This is a genomic window from Streptomyces sp. NPDC006798, from assembly GCF_040635975.1.
Taxonomy (GTDB): domain Bacteria; phylum Actinomycetota; class Actinomycetes; order Streptomycetales; family Streptomycetaceae; genus Streptomyces.
On sequence record NZ_JBEYIS010000082.1, the window covers coordinates 1 to 23,231 of the forward strand.

Annotated in this window: 18 protein-coding genes and 1 pseudogene; 4 read left to right on the plus strand and 15 right to left on the minus strand. The window is 72.0% G+C overall.

Annotation, left to right across the window (positions count from 1 at the left end):
• Positions 1-377: 377 nt before the first annotated feature.
• Positions 378-863: a carboxymuconolactone decarboxylase family protein gene (locus tag ABZ714_RS32815; RefSeq protein WP_358829017.1), complete on the minus strand. Its 486-nt coding sequence runs from the start codon at positions 861-863 to the stop codon at positions 378-380.
• Between the two features lie 76 nt (positions 864-939).
• The gene (locus ABZ714_RS32820) at positions 940-1,422 is read right to left on the minus strand and encodes a carboxymuconolactone decarboxylase family protein (protein WP_358829018.1); all 483 of its coding nucleotides are present in this window, start codon (positions 1,420-1,422) and stop codon (positions 940-942) included.
• Between the two features lie 177 nt (positions 1,423-1,599).
• On the opposite strand from ABZ714_RS32820, the gene ABZ714_RS32825 reads away from it, so the two are divergent.
• Positions 1,600-2,538, plus strand: coding sequence for an RNA polymerase sigma-70 factor (locus ABZ714_RS32825; RefSeq protein WP_358829019.1), 939 nt, complete (start codon positions 1,600-1,602; stop codon positions 2,536-2,538).
• Positions 2,539-2,954: 416 nt separating this feature from the next.
• On the opposite strand, the gene ABZ714_RS32830 is transcribed toward ABZ714_RS32825, so the two are convergent.
• From ABZ714_RS32830 to ABZ714_RS32845, 4 genes are all read right to left on the minus strand, one after another.
• Positions 2,955-4,787 carry an N-acetylmuramoyl-L-alanine amidase gene (locus ABZ714_RS32830; protein WP_358829020.1) on the minus strand — a complete coding sequence of 611 codons (1,833 nt, stop codon included), beginning with the start codon at positions 4,785-4,787 and terminating at the stop codon, positions 2,955-2,957.
• Between the two features lie 62 nt (positions 4,788-4,849).
• Positions 4,850-6,751 carry a PhoX family phosphatase gene (locus ABZ714_RS32835; protein WP_358829021.1) on the minus strand — a complete coding sequence of 634 codons (1,902 nt, stop codon included), beginning with the start codon at positions 6,749-6,751 and terminating at the stop codon, positions 4,850-4,852.
• Positions 6,752-7,106: 355 nt separating this feature from the next.
• On the minus strand, positions 7,107-8,207 hold the full coding sequence (locus ABZ714_RS32840; protein WP_358829022.1) for a DUF2690 domain-containing protein: 1,101 nt from the start codon (positions 8,205-8,207) through the stop codon (positions 7,107-7,109).
• A gap of 282 nt (positions 8,208-8,489) precedes the next feature.
• Entirely contained in the window at positions 8,490-8,882 is a 393-nt protein-coding gene (locus ABZ714_RS32845) for a hypothetical protein (RefSeq protein WP_358829023.1), read from the minus strand.
• A 263-nt stretch (positions 8,883-9,145) separates the two neighbouring features.
• Between ABZ714_RS32845 and ABZ714_RS32850 the strand changes: the two genes are divergently transcribed.
• Positions 9,146-10,090, plus strand: a complete 945-nt coding sequence (locus ABZ714_RS32850; RefSeq protein ID WP_358829024.1) for a VCBS repeat-containing protein — start codon at positions 9,146-9,148, stop codon at positions 10,088-10,090.
• A 455-nt stretch (positions 10,091-10,545) separates the two neighbouring features.
• On the opposite strand, the gene ABZ714_RS32855 is transcribed toward ABZ714_RS32850, so the two are convergent.
• A complete protein-coding gene (locus tag ABZ714_RS32855; RefSeq protein WP_358829025.1) occupies positions 10,546-10,980 on the minus strand; it encodes a hypothetical protein in 435 nt (144 codons plus the stop codon).
• A 147-nt stretch (positions 10,981-11,127) separates the two neighbouring features.
• Positions 11,128-11,946: a hypothetical protein gene (locus ABZ714_RS32860; RefSeq protein WP_358829026.1), complete on the minus strand. Its 819-nt coding sequence runs from the start codon at positions 11,944-11,946 to the stop codon at positions 11,128-11,130.
• A 421-nt stretch (positions 11,947-12,367) separates the two neighbouring features.
• On the opposite strand from ABZ714_RS32860, the gene ABZ714_RS32865 reads away from it, so the two are divergent.
• Positions 12,368-13,582, plus strand: a complete 1,215-nt coding sequence (locus tag ABZ714_RS32865; protein ID WP_358829027.1) for a hypothetical protein — start codon at positions 12,368-12,370, stop codon at positions 13,580-13,582.
• A gap of 101 nt (positions 13,583-13,683) precedes the next feature.
• Here the strand turns inward: ABZ714_RS32865 and ABZ714_RS32870 are convergent, their stop codons facing one another.
• Entirely contained in the window at positions 13,684-14,781 is a 1,098-nt protein-coding gene (locus ABZ714_RS32870; RefSeq protein ID WP_358829028.1) for an endonuclease/exonuclease/phosphatase family protein, read from the minus strand.
• Positions 14,782-15,075: 294 nt separating this feature from the next.
• Here ABZ714_RS32870 and ABZ714_RS32875 point away from each other — a divergent pair, with 294 nt between their 5' ends.
• On the plus strand, positions 15,076-17,004 hold the full coding sequence (locus ABZ714_RS32875) for a serine/threonine-protein kinase (protein WP_358829029.1): 1,929 nt from the start codon (positions 15,076-15,078) through the stop codon (positions 17,002-17,004).
• A gap of 49 nt (positions 17,005-17,053) precedes the next feature.
• On the opposite strand, the gene ABZ714_RS32880 is transcribed toward ABZ714_RS32875, so the two are convergent.
• From ABZ714_RS32880 to ABZ714_RS32905, 6 genes and pseudogenes are all read right to left on the minus strand, one after another.
• Positions 17,054-19,465 carry an NACHT domain-containing protein gene (locus ABZ714_RS32880; protein WP_358829030.1) on the minus strand — a complete coding sequence of 804 codons (2,412 nt, stop codon included), beginning with the start codon at positions 19,463-19,465 and terminating at the stop codon, positions 17,054-17,056.
• 80 nt (positions 19,466-19,545) lie between these two features.
• Positions 19,546-19,686, minus strand: a complete 141-nt coding sequence (locus ABZ714_RS32885) for a hypothetical protein (protein ID WP_358829031.1) — start codon at positions 19,684-19,686, stop codon at positions 19,546-19,548.
• 732 nt (positions 19,687-20,418) lie between these two features.
• Positions 20,419-20,673, minus strand: a complete 255-nt coding sequence (locus ABZ714_RS32890) for a Trm112 family protein (protein WP_358829032.1) — start codon at positions 20,671-20,673, stop codon at positions 20,419-20,421.
• A complete protein-coding gene (locus ABZ714_RS32895) occupies positions 20,660-21,625 on the minus strand; it encodes a hypothetical protein (protein ID WP_358829033.1) in 966 nt (321 codons plus the stop codon). Before ABZ714_RS32895 ends, ABZ714_RS32890 begins: the two co-directional genes overlap by 14 nt.
• Positions 21,626-22,450 (minus strand): methyltransferase domain-containing protein, encoded by an 825-nt coding sequence (locus ABZ714_RS32900; RefSeq protein ID WP_358829034.1) that lies wholly within the window; start codon positions 22,448-22,450, stop codon positions 21,626-21,628.
• Positions 22,447-23,148: pseudogene (locus tag ABZ714_RS32905) on the minus strand (condensation protein); the annotation flags it as partial. The pseudogene ABZ714_RS32905 and the gene ABZ714_RS32900, both read right to left, overlap by 4 nt.
• Between the last annotated feature and the right edge of the window lie 83 nt (positions 23,149-23,231).

Below are 23,231 nucleotides of genomic sequence, written 5' to 3' on the forward strand. Positions count from 1 at the left end.
GGAAGGTTGATAAGCCACCCCGACAGCCTCCCACCCACACACCCACCACACCCACCGAACTTACGAAAAGATCAGTAAGGGCTGTCCCGTAATCCCCGGTGGATCAGCGCACGGCGTCAGATGCGGTGCTTCCCGGGCCGCCAGGCCCAGGGGGAGTGCCGTAGCGGTCGTCGGGCGCCCGCCGGGGATTACGGGACAGCCGTTAACACCGCAACCGCATGTGGCCTGGCGGTCAGCCTGTTTGCGCCATGGGAGAGCTTGCCGCTGCCATGGCCGACGCCGAGGCCACGAACGCCACATGCGGTTGCAGTGTGGAAGGGCACTTCATGCCGGCCCGGGGTGGGTGATCCCGCGCCGGGCGGTGGTCGGCTTGCTGGTCAGTCGGCCATGTCGGCGAACTGGCCGGGCTGGTAGGAGCCTCCGGGGTTGCGCACGATCACGTTGAGCCGGTTGTTGGCGTTGATCATGGCGATCAGTGAGACCAGCGCGGAGATCTGGGCGTCGTTGTAATGTTCGCGTACCTCGGCCCAGGTCTCATCCGACACCGCTTGGTGGGCGTCGGCGATGCGGGTGCCCTGCTCGGTGAGCGCCAGCGCCGCGCGTTCGGAGTCGGTGAAGACCGTGGACTCGTGCCAGGCGGCCACCAGGCTGAGGCGGACCGCGGTCTCGCCCGCGGCCGTGGCGTCCTTGGCGTGGTAGTCGACGCAGAAGCCGCAGCCGTTGATCTGGCTGGCACGCAGCATCACCAGGTTCTGGGTGGCCTGTGGCAGCGGCGATTCGACGATCGCCAGGGCGACGTTGTAGATCCGCTTGGCGATCTTGGCGCCGAGGTCGTTGGCCAGCAGATCGAATCGGGGTTCCATAGTGTTCGTCCTTGCCTCGTGGGTCTGGGCGCCGCGCGGATCCTTCACGCGGCGTATTGCGGATCGTGGACACCGGCTAGCCGAGGCGGCCGGGCTCGTAGTCGCCGCCGCGCTGCCGGACCAGGACGCTCATGCGGTTGGTCGCGTTCATCAGGGCGATGAGCATCACCAGATCGGCCATCTGGTCCCGGTCGAAGTGCTTGGCGGCGTTGATCCAGGCCTCGTCGTCGACGCCGCCGGCCGCGTCGGCGATGCGGGTGCCCTGCTCGGTGAGCGCCAGCGCCGCGCGTTCGGAGTCCGTGAAGACCGTGGACTCGTGCCAGGCGGCGACCAGGTGAATGCGGGTGGCGCTCTCTCCGGCGGCCGCGGCGTTCTTGGCCCACACATCGGTGGCGTAGCCGTCGCCGTTGATCTGGCTGGTCCGCAGCAGTACCAGCTTCCGGAGCGCGGCAGGCAGAGTCGAGTTCTGGAGGATCGTCCTACTCGCGGTGCCGAAGTGGCCGGCGGCCTTGGCCGCGGGTGCGTCCGGGTTGTCGAGCAGGTTCAAACGAGCGGTCATGGTGTGCTCCGTGTGCGTCGTCGTCAGGCTGAGGTCGAACAGGAGATGCCGGTGGCCCCGGAGTCGTGACACCGACGCTTGTGTGACCCATGTCACTGAAATCGAATGTCACGGAGTCGGGGTGGCCGGCATCTTGTGTGCGGCACGAGGAAGATCCAGAACGGGCGGGAGCCAGCGATGAGTGAACGCAGGGACGGGTCCACGCAGAGGACCGAACCGATCGCGGACGGCAACCGCGTTGATCACCCCACCGAGACCTTCGTGGCCCACCGGAACCTGTTGTTCACCGTCGCCTACGAGATGCTCGGCTCGGCGGCTGACGCCGAGGACGTCCTGCAGGAGACCTGGATGCGGTGGATGGGGGTGGATCAAGGCGTCGTGCGCGATCCGCGCGCGTATCTGATCCGAGTCGTCACCCGGCAGGCGCTGATGCGGCTGCGTTCGCTTCGTCGGCGCAAGGAGACCTACGTCGGCCCCTGGCTGCCCGAACCACTGCTGACCGCGCCCGATGTGGCCGAGGACGTCGAACTGGCCGAGGGTGTCTCGATGGCGATGCTGTTGGTGATGGAGACGCTGACGCCCACCGAGCGCGCGGTGTTCGTGCTGCGGGAGGTGTTCGGCCTGGACTACGACGAGATCGCCGAGACCGTCGACAAGACCCCGGTCACGGTCCGGCAGATCGCACACCGGGCCCGCAACCATGTTGCCGCGCGGCGCCCGCGGGTATCCGTCTCCCGAGCCGAGAACCGCGCCGCGCTGCTGGCGTTCCGACGCGCGGTCGAAACCGGTGATCTGCGGGGCCTGCTGGACCAACTCGCGCCGGACGTCGTATTCCTGAGCGATGGCGGCGGAGTCGTCCCGGCCGCGCTGGAGCCCGTCGTCGGCGCCGGTTCGGTCGCAGCCCTGCTGGCGGCGGGGCTGGGCAGGATCGCAGGCACCACAGCGGTGCAGTCGGCGCAGATCAATGGGCACCCGGCACTGATCATGCGGATCGGCGGCCGGGTCGAGGGCGTTGTGACGGTTCGGACCGAAGACAGCCTGATCACCGGGCTGTACTTCGTGCGCAACCCCGAAAAGTTGTCACGCCTGGATCAGGAGATCTCCCTGCGCCGCTGAACCCGTATCGCCAAGGAGCGGCCGACGGGGAGCCTGACCGGCCCGAGAATCCAAGGTGCTCTCCAAATCCAGGTGACTCGCACTTCTGGGGGTCAAGGGGTCGCAGGTTCAAATCCTGTCGTCCCGACCAGCGTTTTCGCAGGTCGCAGGCGGTATCGGAGGAATCCGGTACCGCCTTTTGGTTGTTCTGGGGACCCTTCGGGGACCACGAGGTCCGGCGGTGCCTTCCAGCGGCGGGCTGGACGGCGAGGCCGCTCGAACACCGGCGGTCCGCCGCCGGGGCCCGGGTCCGCCCCGCCACCCGGAGTGCGCCCCCGCACCGGAAGGCGCGGCCCGAGACCCCCGTCCCCTGGCCGCGCCGTCCGGCGGTCCACCGCGCGCCCCGGAGCCTGCCGGAACCGCGGTGGCGGTACTCCCTAGAACTGGCCCCGGTTCAGGGCCGTCTGGAGAGCCCGGATCGTGGCGGGGCCCCACGCGCCGTCCACCGTCAGCCCGGCACCGGTCATCCGGTTGAGGTGGGTCTGGAGCGCCCGGTACGTCCCGGGGCCAGCGGCCCCGTCGACGACCAGTCCGGCGCCGCTCCAGGCGTTCAGATGGCGCTGGAGGCCGCGGACCGAGTTCGGGCCCCACGCCCCGTCCACGGTCACCCCGATGACCCGCTGGGTCGCCCTGATGGTCGCCGGGCCGAAGCCTCCGTCGACCGTGAGCCCAGCGCCGTTGTCCACGACACCGGCGTACGCGGCTTCGGTGGCGGGTCCCCAGAGGCCGTCGGCGCCGACGCCGACCCGGGTCTGGAGCCAGCGGACTCCGGCGGCGGTGTCGGGTCCCCAGGCGCCGTCGACCGCGAGGGCGGGGGTGTGGCCGAGGCCGTTGACGGCCTGTTGCTGGGCGGCGATGGAGCGTACCGAGGTCATCCCACCGCCACCGCCCGTACCGCCGCCGACGTTCCCCGCGTACGCGGCTTCGGTGGCGGGTCCCCAGAGGCCGTCGGCGCCGACGCCGACCCGGGCCTGGAGCCAGCGGACTCCGGCGGCGGTGGCGGGTCCCCAGAGGCCGTCGACGACGAGGGCGGGGGTGTGGCCGAGGCCGTTGACGGCCTGTTGCTGTGCGGCGATGGAACGTACCGAGGTCATCCCGCCACTGCTGCCCGTACCGCCGCCGGAGCCGCCGATCGATCCCGTGCCCCCGTGCACCGGCAGGGTCGTCGCCGTCATCCCGCCCTGGACCCAGGCCCGCAGCCCGGCCCCGGGGCACTGGGTCGACTGCCCCGAGAGCCCGCCGTGCCAGGTCCGGTCCAGGGTCCGGCCGGCCCCCGCGTTGGCCGCCTCGTACAGCGCCCGGATCGCGGAGAGCGCCCGCGGGGTGGCGTCGCCGTCCTCCCCGATGAAGCAGACCCCGATATGCGCGCTGTTGTGGCCGGTGGCGTGCGCGCCGACGACGTCCCAGCCACGGCCCTCGAAGATCCGGCCGTCCCGGTCCACCAGGAAGTTGTATCCGATGTCCGACCAGCCGCGGGAGTCCATGTGGTAGTTCTGGATCTGCCGGACGGTCTGGGTGGCCGCGCCCGCCGAGTAGTGGACGGTGAAACCCGTCCGGGAGGACATGGGAACCCGTGTCACCTCCTTGGGCGGACGGGCACCCCACTGGGCACGGGTGTAGGCGAAGAGCGGCCGGCTCGGCTTTGGCGGCGGCGGGGTCTCCTCGGGCGTACCGATCTGGTGGAAGTCGCCCCGCTGCACATACGGGTAGAGCTTCCCGGGGCACTCGGTACTGGTGAAGTCCATATGCCCCTTGATCGTGGGGCCGCCGTCGAAGCGCGCCTGGAGCCAGGCGATCAGCTCCCGGATCGCGGCCACCATCTCGCCGTGGACCGTGTCGTCCAGCCCGATCATTCCGCAGATGGCGAAGTTGTTCTGGTTGGCGCCCGGCGTCGTGCTGTTGGCCGCGGACCGCAGGGTGGGTCCCCGGCCCTCGAAGACGATTCCGTGGTTGCAGACGAGGTAGTTGTACGAGATGTCGTCGTACACCTCCTTGCCGTGTCCGGGGAGGGGCCACGGGAGCGCTTCGGCCATCTGCTGCCGCTGGATGTCGCGGACATGGCCGTAGCAGTCGTCGTGACGGCTCTGGAGCTTCAGTCCCTTTCCGAGGTGGTGGACGGCGAATCCCCCGAGCCAGGGGGTGAAGGAACGTGTCTCGGGCGTCTTGCGCGGGACGGCGCCCCACTCTTCGCGTCTGACGATCTGGACCATGGGCGTTTTTCTCCGTGGGAAGGTCTGCCGGGGATGCCTGGGCGGGAGGGATCGGGCGGGGCTCAGCCGCCGATCACGCCTCCGTCGTCGCGGCGCACCGCGATCGTGGCCGATCGCGGCCGGCCGTCCGGCCGGTGGTCGGGCCAGCCGCTGACGGCTCGGGGGTCGGCGGGCGTGGGTGCTCCCCAGGCCGTCGTGGCGGAGCCCGGGTGCTGGATGTTGACGAACAGGGCGCGCCCGTCGGGGGTGCCGCTCACCCCGGTCACCTCCGCGCCGCGCGGCGCGGTCAGGAACCGCCGGATCACCCCGGTCGCCGGGTCGGCGACCAGCAGGGCGTTGTTCCCGAGGTTCTCGTGCCCGCGCGCCGCCAGGTGCTGGGAGTGCGGCGAGACGCCGGTGCCGATCCAGAGCAGTCCGGCCGGGTCGAGATGGAGGCCCTTGGGCGAGCCGAACGCGTTCGACGCGTCCAGCCGCACCGACGGGTCGTGCGCGGGGTCGCCGCCGAGGACGAAGACGTCCCACCGCAGCCCGGTCCCGCCGTCCGGGTCGTCCCGCAGGCGGATGATGTGCCCGTACGGATTGGCGTCCCGGGAACCGGCGGCGCCACCGAAGCCACCGGCGCTGTTCGCCAGCGCGGCGAACACCTCACCGGTCCGCGGGTCGACGGCCATCTGCTGCGGCCGGTCCATCCGGGTGGCCCCGAGGGCGTCCGCCGCCTCCCGGGCCCGCAGCACGATATCGGCCTGGTCCGCCCAGCCGTGCGCCTCGGTGAGCGTGCCACGGCCGTGGACCAGCGGCAGCCAGCGGCCGGTGCCGTCCTCGTCGAACCGGGCCACCTGGAGCACCCCGTGGTCGAGCGGGCTGCGGCCCCCGGCCCGCTCCCGCCGCCAGGGCCGGTCGCCGACGAAGCGGTAGAGATAGCCGCCGTCCTGGTCGTCCCCGCTGTGTACGGTGACCCGCCCGTCCCGGGTCTCGCCGACCGCGGCGGCGGAGTGGCCGAACCGCCCCAGCGCGGTCCGCTTGACCGGCGTGGGACCGTTCAGCGCGAGCGGGTCGACCTCCACGATCCAGCCGAAGCGGTGCGGCTCGCGGGGCGAGCGGGCCAGGTCGAACCGGGGGTCGGCCCGGTGCCAGCCGTGACCGTGGTCGAGTGCGCCGAGCCCGTACCGGCGCTGGGTGGCGGTGGGCCGCCAACCCGGATCGTCGGTACCGAACCAGCCGCTGGTGTTCTCCTCACAGACGAGATGGGTCCCCCACGGCGTCGCCCCGTGACCGCTGTTGCCCAGGGTGCCGACGGGCTCCGCCGTGCCCTCCAGCGCCGGGTGCCCGGTGGCGAGAGGGCCGCTGAAGACCACGGGAGTGGTTCCGGTGAGCCGCGCGTTACGGGGCGAGCCGACCGGATGCCAGGTCCCGTCGCGGCCCCGGCGTACCTCGATCGCGGTGACGCCCTGGGCCGCGAGCCCCTTGGCGACCCGCGCGGCGGTGACCGCCCGGCCGCCCCCGGGCTCCCGGCGGTGGAGCAGGACGGGGTCCACCGACTCGTGGTGGATCACCAGCATCCCGCGCCGGTCCCCGTCCGCGCCCCCGGCCAGCGGCAGGTAGCGCAGCCCGCTGTGGTGGGATCCGATCTGCCGTGCCTGGTCTGCGGCCGAACCACCGCCGTCCGGCCGCCACCGAGGACCGTCCGGGAGCAGCGGCGCCCCCCAGGGGGCGAGCACCTCGGCGCGGTGACCGGCCGGTACGACGATCCGGTCGGCGGCACTGACGGGTACGGGGCGGAACGAGGCGCTGAGCCGACGCCCGGCGGGCCGCGCGACCGCCGCGCCCGGGGCGAGTGCGAGGTGTGCCGCGGCGATCGTCGCCCCGAGCACGATGTTCCGGCGGCTCGTGCGTGCCGTCAGCACATCGCGGAAGTCCCGGCTGCCGTGCCGGGGCGGGGTCGTGGGTGGCAGGGCGTCGTCCACCGTGCAGCTCCTTGTCACTGGGGCCTCCCGCGCGCCGGTCAGGTCGCCGGGGCACGTCGGCCATGGCTCCGGCGCACCGGCTGCGGGCGATCACCGCGGCGGGGTCCGCGGGATCCGATCTCCCTTGAACCTAGGGGAAACCGCAGCTCACAGCGGTCATAAAGCGTCCCAGGGACGTCCCGTGACGGCCCGTGGGCACGGTGGGACACCGATGACCCGGGAGCGGCGGGACAGTTCCGGAGCGGACGGGGTCCCGGAGCCGACGGCCGTACGGACGCGGGCTCCGCGCCCGGTCACCGCGCCGCCCATGGCTCCACGCCGTGGCCGCCGGGCCCGGCCGACCCGCGGCCACGCCTCACGGCAGGACGGGTGCCGCCCGATCCGGCCCCCGCGTGGACTCCGCCCCCTTGTTCCCCGCTCCGCTGCTCCCGGTCGCGGGCGCGGTTCCGGCGCCCGGCCCGCCCCGCGGCTTCGCGCCGGTGCTCTCCGCTCCCGTCGCCTTCACCGTCTTCGTCTCGGCGCACGCCATCTCCCGCTGCCGGGGGATGGCCCCGCAGACCGTCATCGTGGCGAGCGGCGCCTCGGGGGAGACGGCGAGCATCCGGGTGTAGGTGTCGTTCTCGAACCGGATCGTCGCGTCCAGCTCCTCGCCCCGGGCGTCCTTGATGATCACACGGTCGCCGACCGTGCCGCCCTCGATCCGCCCCCAGACCGACTGGCAGGCGGCGCTGTAGCGGAGTTGGATGTGCATCCCCCGCAGCCAGGTCGCCTGGGTGGTGGTCGCGTCCCACTGGCAGTCCTTCGCCTGTGGGTCGTGGCGCAGGCAGGTGTCGGATCTGCACCCGATCCGGATGACCTTCTCCTTGAGCTCCATGCGGGGTGAGCCGCTCGCCGCGGAGTCCCGGCCGCCGGGGGTGTCGGAGAGCGTGTTCCCGTTCATCGAGTTGGAGACGAGCAGGGCGGTGGCGACCGAACCCAGGATCGTGCCGAGCGCGACATAGCCGACCGCGGTGAGCCGCCGCCGCCACATCGGCGGGATCGCGGGGAAGCGCGCCCGCCCGGCCCGGCCCGGTTCGGCCTCGGTGGGTTCTCCGGCGGCGGCACCGCCGGAGGGTGCCGGATCGGACCCGGGCGCCGCGGTCGCACCGGGGGAGCGCGCGTCGACGGGAGTCCCGTCGGCCGGGGCGTCACCGGCGGGGGCGTCGGTCGCCCGCTTCAGCAGGGCGAGCAGCGGCTCCGGGTCGTCCCCCGTGACGGCGGCGAGCTGTTCGACGGCCACCCGGGTCGGCAACTGCTTCCCGTTGAGGAAGCGTTCCCACGACGACCGGCTGTAGTGCGTACGGTGGGCGAGCCGCCCGAAGCTGAGCTGGGCGGTCTCCCTGATCCGCCGCATCTCGCGGAGCAGCTGATCGCGCGCGGCCTCCGCCTGGGCGTGGCTGTCCTGCTGATCGGTCATTCGAGTGAATCCCCCCGTGGTTCCCTGCGCCGGGCCCGTCTCCTACCGGGGCCGTGGCGGAAACCAGATTAATGCGGTGGCGGGAACCGGATCGCCGCGAGGGGACCGCGGTACCCGCACCCACGGCTGCCGTCCGGGTCCATGGACCCCGACGACCCGGGAGCCCGCGCGGCCCCGGCGTCCGGACAGGGCACCACGGGGGTCGTCGAGCTCGTCCTCGGTCTTCTCGTACTCGTGCTGCGGGCCGGTCGATCTCCCGGCTCCATGCGGACTTCGCGTGTCCTACCAGTACGTGGCCGGTCCCGCGACGACCCATCCGGCGTCGGTGGACTTGACCCTGAAGCCCAGTGCCACCTCGATGATCCGTCCGCGATAGACGATCTCGACGTAGACATTGCTGTCGGTGAGACCCCAGTGGAAGTCCGCGGGACTCAGTTCGCCCAGCCAGGACAGATCCCGCTCCCACGCGTCGGCGGCAGGGCTGTCGGTCGCCTCGTCCCCGTCGGAGTCCGCCGCGGCGGACTCGTCGTACAGCGACTTGAGCACATGACGGACCGGGTAGTGCTCGATGAGCTGTTCGGCCTCGGGGATCCTCCCGGCCCGGAGCAGGTGGAAGTAACGCCGAACGACAGCTTCGAAGTCCGCCTTGGCCGGGTGCTCCGTCCAGATCCTCACCACGAGATCATACGAATCGGGTGACCGTCCCAGCGGTCGAGCGAGTTCGCCGGGGCCACTGCCGAGCTGCCGCCGACCGCCGGATTCGCCGAATTCCGAAGGGCCGATTGGTTCCCCGCTGCCCGGCGCTGAGCCGACAGCCCGCTGTTTCCGCCAACAATCACCAGCGAGTTGACCGCCGCAATGTGCATGGCAAGGATGGCAGCCGCGGTGAACCTTCCAAGGGGGAACGTTCACTCCCGACCTTTTCGGAGCGGCATTTCATGGCAACGACTGCTCTCGGCCACACGGGTGCGCTGTCTCGATTCACCGTCGCGGCCGTCGCGGCCGCCCTCGTCGCGACGGGCACCGACGCCGTCGCGGCCGACGCGCCGGGGAACGCGTCGAAGGCCCGTGAGGCGGCCTCCAGGCTTGCCGAGTCGCGCCCTGCCGCGCAGGCTCCGGCCGCGCGGAGCGCCTCCACGGCGAGTGCCCCGACCGTCGAGCACCGGTACCTGTACGGGATCTCCGGTGCCACGCTCTACGAGTACCGGCCCGACGGCCGTGGCGGCTACGGTCCGCGGGCCTTCTGGGACCGGGACTGGGACTACTACCGGAACGCCGCCCAGGTGAACAACGACGGCGACGCGAACGCCGACGACGCGTGGCTCTGGTCCGTCTACGGCGAACTGTTCTACATCTCCAGCGAGGCGCCCTATGTCTACATCGGCGGCGGCTGGAACATCTACAACAAGGTGATCTCGCCGGGCAGTCTGGGGGGCGCCGCGAGCGCCGACCTGATCGCCCGCGACGGTTCCGGGAAGCTCTGGCTCTATCTCGGCCACAGCGACGGCAAGCTGACCGGGCGCACCCTCATCGGCACCGGCTGGAACATCTACAGCCATATCTCCGGCTATGGCGACCTGACCGGCGACGGCCGCGCCGACATCGTCACCACCGACAAGTCCGGCGTTCTGTGGCTCCACCCCGGCAGTGGTGACTACAAGAAGCCGTTCAACGCCCGTATCAAGATCGGCGGCGGCTGGAACACCTTCACCTACCTGGCGGGCGTCGCCGACCTCGACCTCGACGGGAAGAACGACATCATCGCCCGTGACAAGGCCGGTGCCCTGTACCGCTACTCGGGCACCGGCAGCGCCAGGGCCCCGTTCAAGCCCAAGGTCAAGATCGGCACCGGGGGCTGGAACACCTACCGCGTGCTCTTCTGACCGGTCCGCCCCGCCTCGGCCCACGGCCGGATCCCGCCACCGGGGCCCGGCCAGGTTGCCGGAAGTCCGGATCGCCCCGGAGCGGGCAGGCCGGGGACGGCTGTGGGCGCGGCGGGGCACGGACCGCCGGGGTCTGCCTGGGGGAGGACGTCCCGCTGCTTGTATTCGAGCCGGTCGACCGCCGCACCCCGGGTTCACCGGCCGGGAGGGCGCCCGCTGGTTCTTCCACCGCGGCGACGGGACCGCATACCTCGGCCCGGCCGGTGCGGCCGAACTCGCCCGGCACCCGGACGCGCTGGAGTCACCGCGGACCGAGATCGTGAACACCTGGGTCCGGTCGGCGGACCGGACCGAGACGTATCTCCGCTTCCTCGACCGCGCGGGCCTACGGCGTACGGCCTCCGAGTCCCGGCGGAGGCCGTCGTGGCCGCGAGGCCGGAGCGAGGGCGGTGTGCTCACGTCTGTCGCGGTGCGGGCCGGAGGACCATCTTCGACCAGTGCCAGCCGGAGAGGGCGACCGCGGCCGTCAGCCACACCACGCCCAGCCACGGGTACGCCACCGCCCCGGCGCAGTCGTCGGTGTCGACTCCGGCCGCGCGGCACCGGCGCGGGGTTCCGATCGCCGCTTGGACCGGCCAGGCCAGGAGTATCGCGGCGACCAGGCCGCTCACCGCGCCGAAACTGCCCGCGGCCGAGCAGCGGTCCCACCATTTGTCCGGGGCGTGCGGTGCGGGGCGGTAGAAGGCGGCGATCTGGAGGGCGAGCGCCGCTCCCAGGGCGAAGCTCAGCCAGTCGTAGCGGCCTTCGCCCATCGACAGGCTGATCACCGCGGCGAGCGCGGCCGACCACAGCGCCGCCTGGTCGACGGCTCCCGCGTTCGGTCGAGTCACCCGGCCCTCCCCGTGCCCTGTCGCCCTGTTCGGCCAGGCTAGGGGCGGGGAGCGGGCGCATCACTCGAAAGTCCGGGGAGTACGCCCATTCGGGGTACGCCCCGGGTTCGTCGAGGAGCCTGCGGCCGAGGGCCGGCCCGGTGTCCCTCAGGTGATCGCCACGATCGCCGAGAACCCCTGCCCCTCGCCGAACTCCCATCCGGTGATCGCCTCGTGGCCGGGCCGGGCGGTCATCCACCGGAAGCCGGCGGGGCTTTCCCGGGGGCCGAGGTAGTAACCGCCGTCGGAGCGGGCCGATTGTGCGGAGAGGCAGAGCATCCGAAGGTGGTCGCGGAGCCGGTGGTCCGGGATCCGGCGCAGTTTCTCCTCCCACTCGGGTTCCACCTCGATCTCATAGGCGTCCTGGAGGAACGGGATGAGGTCGTCAGGGCCGCCCGTGGTCCAGGTGGCGGTACGCATCGCGTCGAACAGCGTGCCGTCGGTGGCGATCCGTACCACCGGCCCCAGACCGGTCAGCTCATCGCCGTCGACCTCGTCCAGGTCCTCGCCGTGCGCTGCCAGCGCACGGGCGAAGTCGGCGCCGGACAACTCCCGTTCCGGCCCGTCGGCCGGGGCCGAGGCCGCCGCCAGTGCCGTACCGAGCGGTTCGCCGAACGGCCCGTCGGCGCCGAAGGCGCTCTCCTCGAAGAGCCAGACCGACCGGCCGAGATCAAGGGACCATGTGGTCCATCCGAACGGGGCGTCACCGTCGTCGTAGCGGTCGCCGTCGATCGGTTCCCCGCGTACGACGGCGCTCAAGTCCACCTCGCCGTCGATGAACTCCTCGACCATCTCGGACGACCTCATGTCGTCCCAGTGGTAAAGGACGTACTCGGCCTCGGCGGGGAACTCATCGAGTGGCTTGCCCAGCAGCACCTCGAAGGCGCCGGCCAGTTCACGTCTCCATATCTCGGGGACGAAGGTCACAGGTGCTCCTTGTGCGGCACGGCCGCCGGTCCGTCCGGCAGTCCGAGGGGCACCAGTATCAGGGCCGGGGCTCGGGACCGGGACGAGTGGCCGGAAGGTGCCGTCGTCCTGCTGCCGCGTACCGACGGGCGAGGGCGTGGGCCCGGTATCGGTCCCACGGTGGTCGTGAGGTCGGAAGGGCTGCTGGGGCACGGTCGCCGGGGGCGTGCCCGTTCCCGGGGAGGGGTGGGCGCGGCGGGCTCCGGGAGAGCGGAGGGAAGTGAACGGGTGTACGAATCCGGCCGTTCTGTGGTTCGAGCTGCCAACGGGGCTCCGGGGGCGGAAACTTGACCGGCCGCGCGGGATCCCCGCCGGCCTGGAACAGACGAAACGCCCATGCAGTCGCACCCCCCATGTCCATCGAAGAGATCAGGAGTCTCCGATGACCCGCTTGCATGTGTCCCGATCCGCGACCCTGGCCGCCGCGTCGGCAACGGCCCTGCTCCTGCTGGGTTCGGCGCCCGTGGCGGTGGCCGAGCCGGCGGAGCAGTCGCCGGCCTCGCGGCTGCTCCCGCTTCCGCAGGGAGGGCTCCACAGCTTCGTCAAGGGGCTGAACCGAAGCGGCACCATCGTCGGCGAGTACTACGTGGAGGGCTCCGACGGGCCGCTCGGTATCCGGTGGAACGCCGACCGCCCCGGCTACACCCCCCTGGCGCCGCCGGCCGGTGACAAGTTCAGCCGTGCGACATCGGTCAGCGACCGGGGCTGGGCGGCCGGGGTGTCGTACCACACCGCGCCCAACACCAACCCGGTCCGCTGGACACCGGGTGCCACCCCGACCCGGCTGGCGCTGCCCGACGGGGCCGTCGGCGGCAACGCGGCGGCCGTCAACAACTCCGGGGTCGTGGTCGGCGACGCGGCCTGGGCGAACAACCGCACCCATCCGCTGCGCTGGCGGTCCGACGGCGGCAGAACCGACCTGCCCGTGCTGCCCGGCGACGACAGCGGTACGGCGGTATCGGTCAACAACGCGGGTACGGCCGTCGGATGGACCGAGAAGCGCGAAGGCGCCGGCGGCCCGGCGCACCCCGTGCGCTGGAACGCGGCGGGAGCCGTCAGCGCGCTGCCCCTCCCGGCCGGGTTCGACGGGGCCCGGACGAACCGGATAACCGAGAACGGGTGGGTCTTCGGGCACGGGCGGCTGGCCGGGAGCACGGCGTACGACCGGGTCCTGGTGTGGGCGCCCGACGGCGCCGTCCGCGACGCCGGTCGCGGTCGCGGCTACGGCGTCAACCGTGCGGGCACCGCCGTAGGCGCTTCCCTGGACGACAACCAGTTCGGGGACACGGCCCGCTGGAACGCGGACGGCACCCGGACGGTGCTCGACAATCCGGTGGAGGCGGCCGGGGAAGTGCTGGGGATCAACAACCGCGGGACGGCCGTCGGGTACGCGTGGCCGCCCGCCGGCAACCCCGCACTGGACACGGCGCTCCTGTGGAAGCCGGACGGTACCGTCGTCCGGCTGCCGCCGACGCCCCTCGGCCGGTACGGCGCGGCGTTCATGATCAACGACGCCGGGGTGGTCGCCGGATTCGCCGTCGGCACGGACGGCGCCGGTAACGCGACGACCTGGCGCGCGACCGTCTGGAAGCGCTGACGCCCACCCCGCACCTCTGCGACGGCCCCGGCGCTTCGTCCGCGAGGCGCCGGGGGTTCCCCGAAGACCGGCGGGACCGCTCGGCAGGGAGAGCGGTCCGCTCAGCGCGTGGTCAGCCGGAAAGTGCTGAGGACTGCCTTGTGGTCGGTCGGCCAGGTCCAGGTGGGCTCCCAGAACCTGTCCCGGCCCGGCTCCCGCACCCGCTCGTTGCGCACGATGGTGCGGGCCGGGCCGACGATCACACTGTCGAGCAGCTTGATCCGCCGGTCCGGATGGTAGAAGACGAAGTCGATCCGGTCCCGCTCGTCGGCCTTCGGCGCCCAGGTGAGCTGACCGACGTCGGCGCCCGGGTTGTCGCTCGGCCAGGTGAAGCCCGGCCTGCGGACGGGGTCCGGGTTGATCACGCGGTAGCTGTCACGGAACCCGGCCTCCTCGATCGCCCTCGTGGTCGACCACGGGACGACGGCGCCGTTGTGGTCGAACAGGTTCCGGGTCCGGTGGTTCCAGTCCCGGTGCGAGGGCTCGTTGAAATCACCGGCCAGCAGGGTCAGCCGCCCCTTGGCCCGCTCCTTCGCCGCGTCCGCGAGGACCGTCCGCGTCACCTTCGTACGTCCCGAGGCCGCGTTGAGCCGTGCGATCAGCTCGACATCGGTGATCGGGCCCGCCGGGATCTCGCCCCAGCCGTATTCGGAGGTCTCCAGGGGCGACGGGGTGCCGCCGCCGTAGCCGCGCGGCAGGTAGTTGACGTAATAGCGGTACTCCAGATGCCCGGAGTAGGCCGCGACCTCGGTGCCGTCGACCGAGACGACCGCCTTCGACCAGTACGGGAACGAAGCGTGCTCGATGATCGGATACCGCGAGATCACCGCCGGGTCGACGGGGTTCCTGTTGTCGAAGTAGGCCAGCCCCCGTTCGGCGAGATCGGCCAGGAGATCGGCCACCCGCCGGGGATTCGACTCGCTGAGCATCACCACGTCCGGTTCGACGGCGGCGATGGTGTCGGCGATCCCCGCCCGGCCGCCCGCCACCCGGCTGCCGCCGAGCCAGATGTTGAACTGCATGACCGTGAGCTTCCGGTGCCGGGGCCCGCCGTGCTTCCGCCCGTCCCGAGGGGCGGCCTCGGCCGTGCCCGTGCCCAGCACTCCCGCTCCGACGGCCGCGCCGGCCATTCCGAGCAGTTCGCGACGCTCGACCATCATTGACCTCCGGTGATCACCATGCATTCGGCGCCCGGTCACGGAACGACCCGGCGCGACCGAGCTTCGAGGCCGCTCGTGTCCGAGGCGTGAACCGGGGCGCAACGTCAGATGTTGAATGGTCAAGGACCCTGGGTGCGGTGCTCGCCGCACCGCCGGTGGCCGGAACGGCGGGGGAGCGGCGGGCGGCGTGCCGGGCGGTCGCGGGGGGTCCTCACGGGCGGGCTTCCTCCCCTTTTACTGCGTCCGCCCAACCAACCATCTACTGTTGCCTGGTTCGGGTCGTGAGGGGGGCAGATGCCAGGGAGAGACAGGGCCGAGTCCGGTCGCCGGAATATGGTGATCGAGGGCCGCTACGAGCTGCTGGAGCCGGTCGGCAGCGGCGGCATGGGCGAGGTGTGGCGGGCCCACGACCGGCGGCTCAACCGGTCCGTCGCGGTGAAGGGGCTGCTCGACCGCAGCGCTTTGACCGCCGACACCCAGGCCGCCGCGATGCAGCGGGCCCGCCGGGAGGCGGAGGCGATCGCCAGGATCGAGCACCCCAACGTGGTGACGGTCCACGACCAGGTCGAGACCGACGACCAGGTCTGGATCGTGATGAAGCTGCTCGACGGGCAATCCCTCGCGGGTCTGCTGACGAACCAGAAGACGCTCTCCGTGCCGAAGGCGGCCGATATCGCCCGTCAGATCCTCCACGGCCTGCGGGCGGTGCACGCGGCGTCGGTCGTCCACCGCGACGTGAAGCCGGGCAATGTGCTGGTCCGGGACGACGGGCTGGTGATCCTGGTGGACTTCGGGATCGCGACGTTCGAGGGCGCAACCCCGCTGACCAGCTCCGGCAGCGTCATCGGTACGGCCCCCTACCTGGCACCCGAACTCTTCGCCCCCGGCACCCCGGGACCCACCCCCGCCTCCGACCTGTGGGCGCTCGGCATCACGCTCTACGAGATGGTCGAGGGCCGCCGCCCCTTCCGCGGCCGGGAGGTCTGGGAGGTCCAGCAGGACATCCTGGCATCGTCCGACCCGGTGATCCGGTTCGCCGGTCCCCTCGCACCGGTGATCCAGGGGCTGCTGCGCCCGGACCCCCGCGAGCGCCTGGACGCCGCCACGGCCGAGTTCATGCTGGACGAGGTGCTGTACGACCCGCTGAGCCCGGCCCCGGACGGGGCCACGGCGCGCCAGCCGGTATCGGTACCGGCGTCCGAACCGGAACCGGCGCCGGTACGCCCCGACCCCGTGGCACCGCCGGTACGGGGTGAAGTCGTGGACGAGCCCCGGCGTCCCGCCTTCGGCAAGAAGGCGAAGGTGATCGTGGCGGCGACTCTGAGCGTGGTCCTGCTGGCCACCGTCGGCTGGCTGGTGGCGGACGGCACCGGCTCGGACGAGAAGGACAAGAAGAGCGGCGTCGCCGGCTCCGGCAGCCGGGGCGACAGCGCCCAGGCGCCGCCGTGGAAGACGAAGAACCCCAGGCTGCGGATCGGTATCAAGGACGACCAGCCGGGCCTGAGTGAACGGGTCAAGGGCAAGAAGGACACCTACGCGGGCTATGACGTCGACATGGCCTACAAGGTCGCCGCGAAGCTGGGCTACACGGACCGCGACGACGTCGAGCTGGTCCCGGTCGACACCCAGAACCGGGACAGCGAGCTGAAGAACAAGGTGGTCCATCTCGTCGTCGCCTCGTACACCATGAGGGAGGACGAGGAGATCGACTTCGTCGGTCCGTACTACACGGCGGGCCGGTCCTTCCTGGTGCGTATGAAGTCGAAAAGGTATGTGATCAAGGACGCCAGCGATCTGATCAGCCAGCGGGTCGAGGTCTGTACCGCCCGTAAATCGACGTACTGGGGGGATCTGCCGAAGCTCGGCTACACCATGATGCAGTCGCCCCCCGCGTCCTATCAGCGCTGTCTGGAGATGCTGCTGGACGAGAAGTCGTCCGTCTACGCGATCGCCTCGGACGACGCGATCCTCGCGGGCTACATCGAGAAGAACAAGGGCAAGGTGCGAAAGCTGCCCAATATCGACGGTGTCGAGAAGTACGGCGTGGCGATGCTCTCCGGGCAGTCGGGTCTGAAGAAGGAGGTGTGCTCGGCGGTGCGAGACATCTTGGCGGACCAGAAGGGGTGGGAGGCCATGTACCGGGACAACCTGGCCCGCTTGATCGGCCGCGATGATCCGCCGGGCCGTCCCGACCTGGATCCGGAGGCCTGCCCGGGGTCCTGACCGGAATGGCCGACGGCTCCACGAAGGAGTACCCGTACCCTCCGGCTCTTCACCGTGGTCCGCCGTCCGGGTCGCGGGGGTCCGCCGCCGCTGCCTCGGACGGCTCGTCCGTTGTGGGCCGTTCGCGGCGGGCGTCGCCGTAGGACCCGGCGAGTTGTCGCTGTAGTCGAACATGGCGGAACTGGTAGACGGCGCCGGCATGGCGGAGCACGCCTCGGTCGTAGGCGTCTTCGAGGAAGGCGACGACGTCCCAGGGCAGTCTGTTCGTCAGCGGCAGCCAGAAGCGGGCCAGCGTCAGCCACTGCCCCCACGCGGTGAAAGCGAGCACGGCTGCCGCCGAGCCGCCCAGTCCACCGATCGCCCCGAGTTGCAGAGCGACATGCGGTGGCCAGATGAAATTCCAGCTCACCAGCCGCTGGACCAGGTGGAGAGAGAGATATCCGCCGAAGGTACATCCGAGGGTGATGGCCGGGGCGAGTACGAAGAACTGCCGGATCGCGGTTTCCCGGTTGACGGAGAGCAGTTGGACCGGCGCAACCGCGGAGGCGGTATTCATGGGTGCTTCGAGGAGCGTGAGGAGCCCGAAGGCGCAGCTAAAGGTCAGGCCGAAGATCAGCCCGAAGAAGAGCATGTTGCCGGTCACGATCCTGAGCAGCCCCGCGTCCGGGAAATTACCGTCCAGGGCGCGGACAAGGAGATCAGCCCCGGAGTAGCCGATTCCCAGGACCGCGCCGCCGAGCAGCCCGGCTCCGGCGCGGGTGAGGACTTCACGAGCCGGTGCGCGTCCGCCCCGGCGGACCGTGGCGGACAGGCCGAGTCTCACTCGGGCCGGGAGGGCCGCCGACCGGCCGGTCAGGGCCAGTGCGCAGTGCACCAGGCCGAAGGCGACACCGGCGAGCAGGCCCGCCAACGCGGCCTGTACCAGCAGCCTGGCCCCCGGGTCGAATCCCGCGCCGCGTCCGAAGGTTCCGACGCTTCCCACGACGCAGGTGGCCGTGAACACACAGAGCGCGGCGATGATCGCGGTATGCAGAAGGCGCGTCGACAGGCGAACGCATTCGACGAGCCGCCACCAGGCGAGGTCCTGCCGGAGATGTCCGTCGTGAGTCAGGCCGGACGCGAGATACCCGAGCCAGCGCAGGGCACGGTCAGGGTCCCGGTTCCGCCGTTCACGATCCGGGCCGGCCTGCTCGTGAGCGCGGTGCCGGTAGACCGTGGGGACGAAGGCCGCCAGCAGATGTTCCTCGAGGTGCCGCTCGGTGGGGAAGCGCGCGTCGTCGAACAGCTCCGACGGATCCCGCCCCGGGGCGTCGCTGTACACGGTCCGGGCCAGAGCGACCATCAGAGGGACGCCGAGGACTCCGCCGACCCGGGTGCTCGCCGGGGTGTCCCGGGCGCGTAGCCGGTCCAGAACGGCATCCCATACCCGGGCGTCACCGGATGTGCCGGAGCGGGCGGCCGACCGATCGGTACGGGGAAGGTACGCGGCGAGATCGTCGACGGCCAAGTCGGTGAGTTCGATACAGGCCGCCCATACCAAGGGTGTGCGGGCCTTGCCGACCGCCCGGGCGTACTCGTCCCGGCGGCTGGTCAGAACCATGGCTGCGGATGTGGCGTTCAGCGCCCGGAGCGCCGGTTCGCGCAGGGCTTCCGCCAGTTCGTCGAAGCCGTCCAGGACCGGCAGAATCAGTTCGGCGTCGACCAGCCGGGCGGCCGACGTCCTGCCGTCCGGGGCCCGACGGGCCAGATGGGGGTGGTCCCGCAGAAGGCGGTCGATCAGCAGATCGCGCAAGGCGGTCGTGGTCGGGTCCCAGGACCCGATGCTGAAGATCACGGGTACGCGGTGCGCGGATGCGGTGTCCGCGAGAAGACCGAGGACGAACCTGATGGCCAGAACCGACTTTCCCGAACCGGCCCGGCCCAGTACGACGAGCCTGCGGGACGGGATACTCCGGTAGGTGTCCAGGATGCCGGACAACTCGCCGTCCAGGCTCAGATCCCCGGGCGGGACGCCCGGCCGCAGGCGCTGAATGTTCTCCGGCCGGTCCATCAGATCAGCTGGAGCGGGTCCGTACCGCACGGGAAGCGGAAACGGGTCGTGGACGCGGCGGTGTTCCTCCTCGCGCCGCCAGCGGTATCCGATCTCCCGGGCCAGCGACTCCGCGGCATCGGCGATGTCACCGGACGGCGGCGGCGGACCCGGAGCGAGGGGCCACGAGCCCACCCACGGCGGCGTCACGGGCCGACCGGGCTCACCCGCCCCGTATTGCACGGTCAGCGTCTCGATGTTCACCTGATGGTAAGTGCCGCTGACGGCGGTGGAGCCGTCGCCGGCGATCGCCTCCCCGGTGCCCGACACTCGCACGGTGCCGGGCCATCGGGGGTCTCCGGGAGCGGGGCCGCGGTATCCGGTGACGGCTGTCGCGCCGTCGGCGGCCTCCGCCCGGCCGGTGTCGGCCACGGTGACCGACGGACCGTCCGGAGCGGGTTCCCGACCCCGTGCCCGGCGTTTCGGTGCCTGCGCCATGGGAGATACCGGGGCTAGTTCGTGTGGCCGGAGCCGGAGCCGGAGCCGGAGCCGGTGTTCCGGGCTCCGGCATCTCCGGACCGCCCGGCGGCGGAGTTGCCGCTGTGCCCGTCCGGCACGCCGACCACGATCTCCCGTTCCCCGGACCAAGACACAGCGGCCCTCCCTCGCCTTGGCGTATCCGCTCGGTAGTTCCCGGAAGCGTATTGTCCCGCACGGCTTTCAGTTGAACCGGCGAACACAACTATTGGCATCATGAATCAGGTGTGGTACTGGCCGGACACTCGCCCGGCGCCGCCTCCGCCGGGCGGGCGACCGCGCGATGCCGAGGCGTCGTGCCCGGCGTCGTCCCGGCCCGGCCTCCACCGCGGGGTGGTCAGCATCCGCGATGCCACCAGGCCGGGCCGGAATCCGCGGTCGGCTCGTGACGCGTTCGCCGGAGGAGTGCCGCGTCGAGGCGCTCGACCTGCTGCCGGAGCTCGCCCGCGGCCCTCGGCGGAAGCATGGACAGGGCCTCCTGCAGCTTGTCCCGAGCCCGCCCCTCGCCGCGGCACGGGCAGGTGAACTCGGCCTCCCACCGTCGCCACCGGCGCTTCGTGCCGTGGACGCGTACGGACCATACGCTCAGCGCCACCGCCACGATGTCCGGGGACATTCGCTCCCGTTCGAGCACCCGGACGGCGGCGTTCGCGGCTCCGGCGAGTCCCGGGACATCCCGGTACCGCACCCAGGGTCTTCGCCAGGCTCGGGTCCGGGCCCGAAGTGAGACCGGTGTTCCACGAGGCACGGCCCCTTCGGACGCGTTTCACGGACGGCGTCCTTCCACAGCCCGGGACCGGCCGGACGGCACGGCCCCGGCAGGAGGGAGCCGGCTATGAGCTGTGGGATCACGTGCCGGAGGTGGTCGACCCGGGGTCCTCCCGGCCGGTCAGCACGGTGTGCGTCTCGTCCGAGACGGACTCCCCGGAGACCGGGCGCAGTTGCGGAACGCCGTTCACGATCGGATAGAGCCGCCGCAGCCGGGGGTTGTACAGGGCGCCACCGGCCGGTACGGCCCCGGCGGCGCCGGGAGTCACGAGCCGCAGCGGGCCCTTGTCCAGCGGGCAGACGAGGACGGCCAGCAGCGGGTCATCGGGGGTCACGGGCGGTCAGCTCCTCGGCGGGGTTCTTCGGGGGCGCGGCGTTGGGCGGGGTGTCGGATCGGTCGGGAGGCGGGGGGTCGTGTTTCGGCATCGCGAGGAGGACCGCTACGGCCAGCATGGCTCCGGCGACCCGGAGCGCCAGCCGCAGCGGATCGTCGGGCAGCGCCTCACCGAACGCGAACGTACCCAGGACGGCCGTGAACACGCTCGCCACCGTCGTACTCACCGGGACGATCAGGGAGACCCGGCAGCGCTGGAGGGCCGCCTGCGACATCACCAGTCCGAACGCGCCCGTGAACAGCAGGAGATAGGGGTACGGGGAGCCCAGTACGGCGCCCAGCGCGCCGCCGGGGTCGGCGAGCAGCCCGGCGGACCGGTCCGACACCCCCTTGATCGCCAGGCCGCTCACCCCGTACAGCAGCCCCAGGGCGACCCCGTACTCGACCCCCGTCGTCGGTTTCCGGTGCCGCTTCAGGGCCCGGCGCTCGGCGACCGCGTAGAGCCAGGTCCCGGCCGCCAGAGACGGGACGCAGACCAGCAGGATCAGCCGCGCCGGAGCGCCCGTGCCGACGGTGTCGGCGGTCCGGGAGAGGGAGAGGACCACCATCACCAGGGCGGCCAGGATCGCCCCGGTGGCGTACCGCTCCCGGCCCGGGATCCGTTCGCCGAGCAGCCGGGCCGACAGCAGCAGGAGCAGTACGAGGCCGGAGACGAAGATGCCCTGCGCGGCGGCGATCGGCAGGGTGCGGTAGACGATCAGCTGCGCCCCGAACCCGGCGGCCAGCGCCAGGGCGCCACCGGTCCACAGCGGGCTGCCGGCGACCAGTCGCAGCAGCCGGGCGGGCCGCCGGACCGAGACGGCGGGCAACCGGCCGAGCGCGCGTTTCTGCAGGACGAATCCGGTGCTGTAGAGCAGGTTCGCCAGGAGTGCGGCGGCGACCCCCCACCACACCTATGTCCTCCGCGCGTGCAGCAGCAGGATCGAGGAGAGCGAGGGGGCCGCGCACGCCAGCCGGTCCAGGGGCCGCAGGGGGCGGGGTACGCCGTGGAAGGGGGCGCCCGCGACCCGGACCACCTCGAATCCGGACGCGGCCACGAACTCGCGGAGCGCGCGGGCCGTGTAGAGCCGGAGATGGCCGACGACCTCACGGCCCGGGCGGCCGTGGATGCCGCGCAGGCTGACCTCGGAGAAGACCGGCTGCACACCGGCGAGCAGCAGGGCCCGGTTGTACCAGGCGGCCAGATTGGGGGTGGAGAGCATCAGATGGCCGCCGGGACGCAGGACCCGCCGGAGTTCGTCCAGGGCGCTGTCCGGGTCGACCAGATGCTCGATCACCTCACTGAACAGCACGGCGTCGGCCGCGCCCGACCGGAACGGCAGCCGCCCGGCGTCGAGTTCGCCGCGTACCACGTGGGTGAGCCGGGTCCGGGCCCGGCGCAGGGCGTCCTGCGACCAGTCGACGCCGATGACCCGGTGGCCGGTGAGCAGCGGGGCCGCGGTGGCCGCCGCCGTACCGTCGCCGCAGCCGACGTCGAGGACGACGGCGGGCCGCTCGCCGGCCGGTCCGAGCGCGGCGGCGAGCATCCGGGCCTGCCGCAGACTGCGGGCGTCCCCGGACGCGACGGGGACGGCCGGGTTCTCGTAGAACTCCCGCAGCCCGGGGGTGGTTTTGGTGGGCCGGGTGTCCGTACCGCCGGTCTCCGGGGCGGTTTCCGTGAGACGGGCGTCCGTACCGCCCGTCCCCGGGGCCGTCCCCGGCCGTGCCGTCGTCGTCATCGCGAACCTCCCTCGGTCGCCCCGCCGCCGTCGGCCGGGGCGGGCTGCGTCGCGGCCAGATACCGCTCGAACAGTGCCAGCAACTCCGTACCGTCCCGCTCCGACAGCAGCGCTCGCGACCAGCGGAGCGCCAGATGCAGCCGCCCGGCGGTGGACGCCGCCGTGACGCTGAGGCCCCGGGGCAGCCGGGCGGGGGCCGAGAACCAGACGGCGTCGGCCCGGCCCGCTTCGCCGAAGTCGAGGGCGTACGGAGTACGTCCCGTATTGCTGAGCAGGACCGTCGACGTCCACGGCGCCGCGGCCCGCCGTACGGCGCGGGTCACGGCGGCCCGCCACGCCACCGGCAGTACCGGGGCCGTCAGCACGGCGACGCCGTAACCGAGTTGCGGTCCGGTGGCGGCCTTGAGGGCACGGGTGCGGGCCGCGGTGCGGCGCAGCAGCTCGCCGACGGCGTCCGGGTCCCCTTCGGCGGCGGCGCGCTCACCGGCCGCCAGCTCGGCCGGGGTGAAGGGCACTTCGACCAGCCGGGTGCCGTTCCCGATGGGCATGTCCGACCCGCGCGGCCGATCGTCCACGGGCATGGTGATCCGTGTCGGGCGGGGCGGGGCGCCCCGTCCCTGGTTCCACCGCGCGATGGTCAAGGCGGTGGCGACCAGCAGTTGGTCGTTGACGGTGTACGCGGCCCCGGGCCTCGGTGGCCAGGTCGTGACCGGCGATGGTGGCCCGTCCGTCGTCCGGCGTGATCAGGGTGGAGAGGATCTTCACCGCGGTGGTCTTGCCC

Excerpts from the sequence above, each read along its gene's own strand:
- ABZ714_RS32825 (WP_358829019.1), top strand. The coding sequence starts at position 1,600 with ATGAGTGAACGCAGGGACGGGTCCACGCAGAGGACCGAACCGATCGCG.
- ABZ714_RS32870 (WP_358829028.1), bottom strand. The coding sequence starts at position 14,781 with ATGATGGTCGAGCGTCGCGAACTGCTCGGAATGGCCGGCGCGGCCGTC.
- ABZ714_RS32875 (WP_358829029.1), top strand. The coding sequence starts at position 15,076 with ATGCCAGGGAGAGACAGGGCCGAGTCCGGTCGCCGGAATATGGTGATC.
- ABZ714_RS32815 (WP_358829017.1), bottom strand. The coding sequence starts at position 863 with ATGGAACCCCGATTCGATCTGCTGGCCAACGACCTCGGCGCCAAGATC.
- ABZ714_RS32850 (WP_358829024.1), top strand. The coding sequence starts at position 9,146 with ATGGCAACGACTGCTCTCGGCCACACGGGTGCGCTGTCTCGATTCACC.
- ABZ714_RS32900 (WP_358829034.1), bottom strand. The coding sequence starts at position 22,450 with ATGACGACGACGGCACGGCCGGGGACGGCCCCGGGGACGGGCGGTACG.
- ABZ714_RS32830 (WP_358829020.1), bottom strand. The coding sequence starts at position 4,787 with ATGGTCCAGATCGTCAGACGCGAAGAGTGGGGCGCCGTCCCGCGCAAG.
- ABZ714_RS32820 (WP_358829018.1), bottom strand. The coding sequence starts at position 1,422 with ATGACCGCTCGTTTGAACCTGCTCGACAACCCGGACGCACCCGCGGCC.
- ABZ714_RS32865 (WP_358829027.1), top strand. The coding sequence starts at position 12,368 with ATGACCCGCTTGCATGTGTCCCGATCCGCGACCCTGGCCGCCGCGTCG.
- ABZ714_RS32840 (WP_358829022.1), bottom strand. The coding sequence starts at position 8,207 with ATGACCGATCAGCAGGACAGCCACGCCCAGGCGGAGGCCGCGCGCGAT.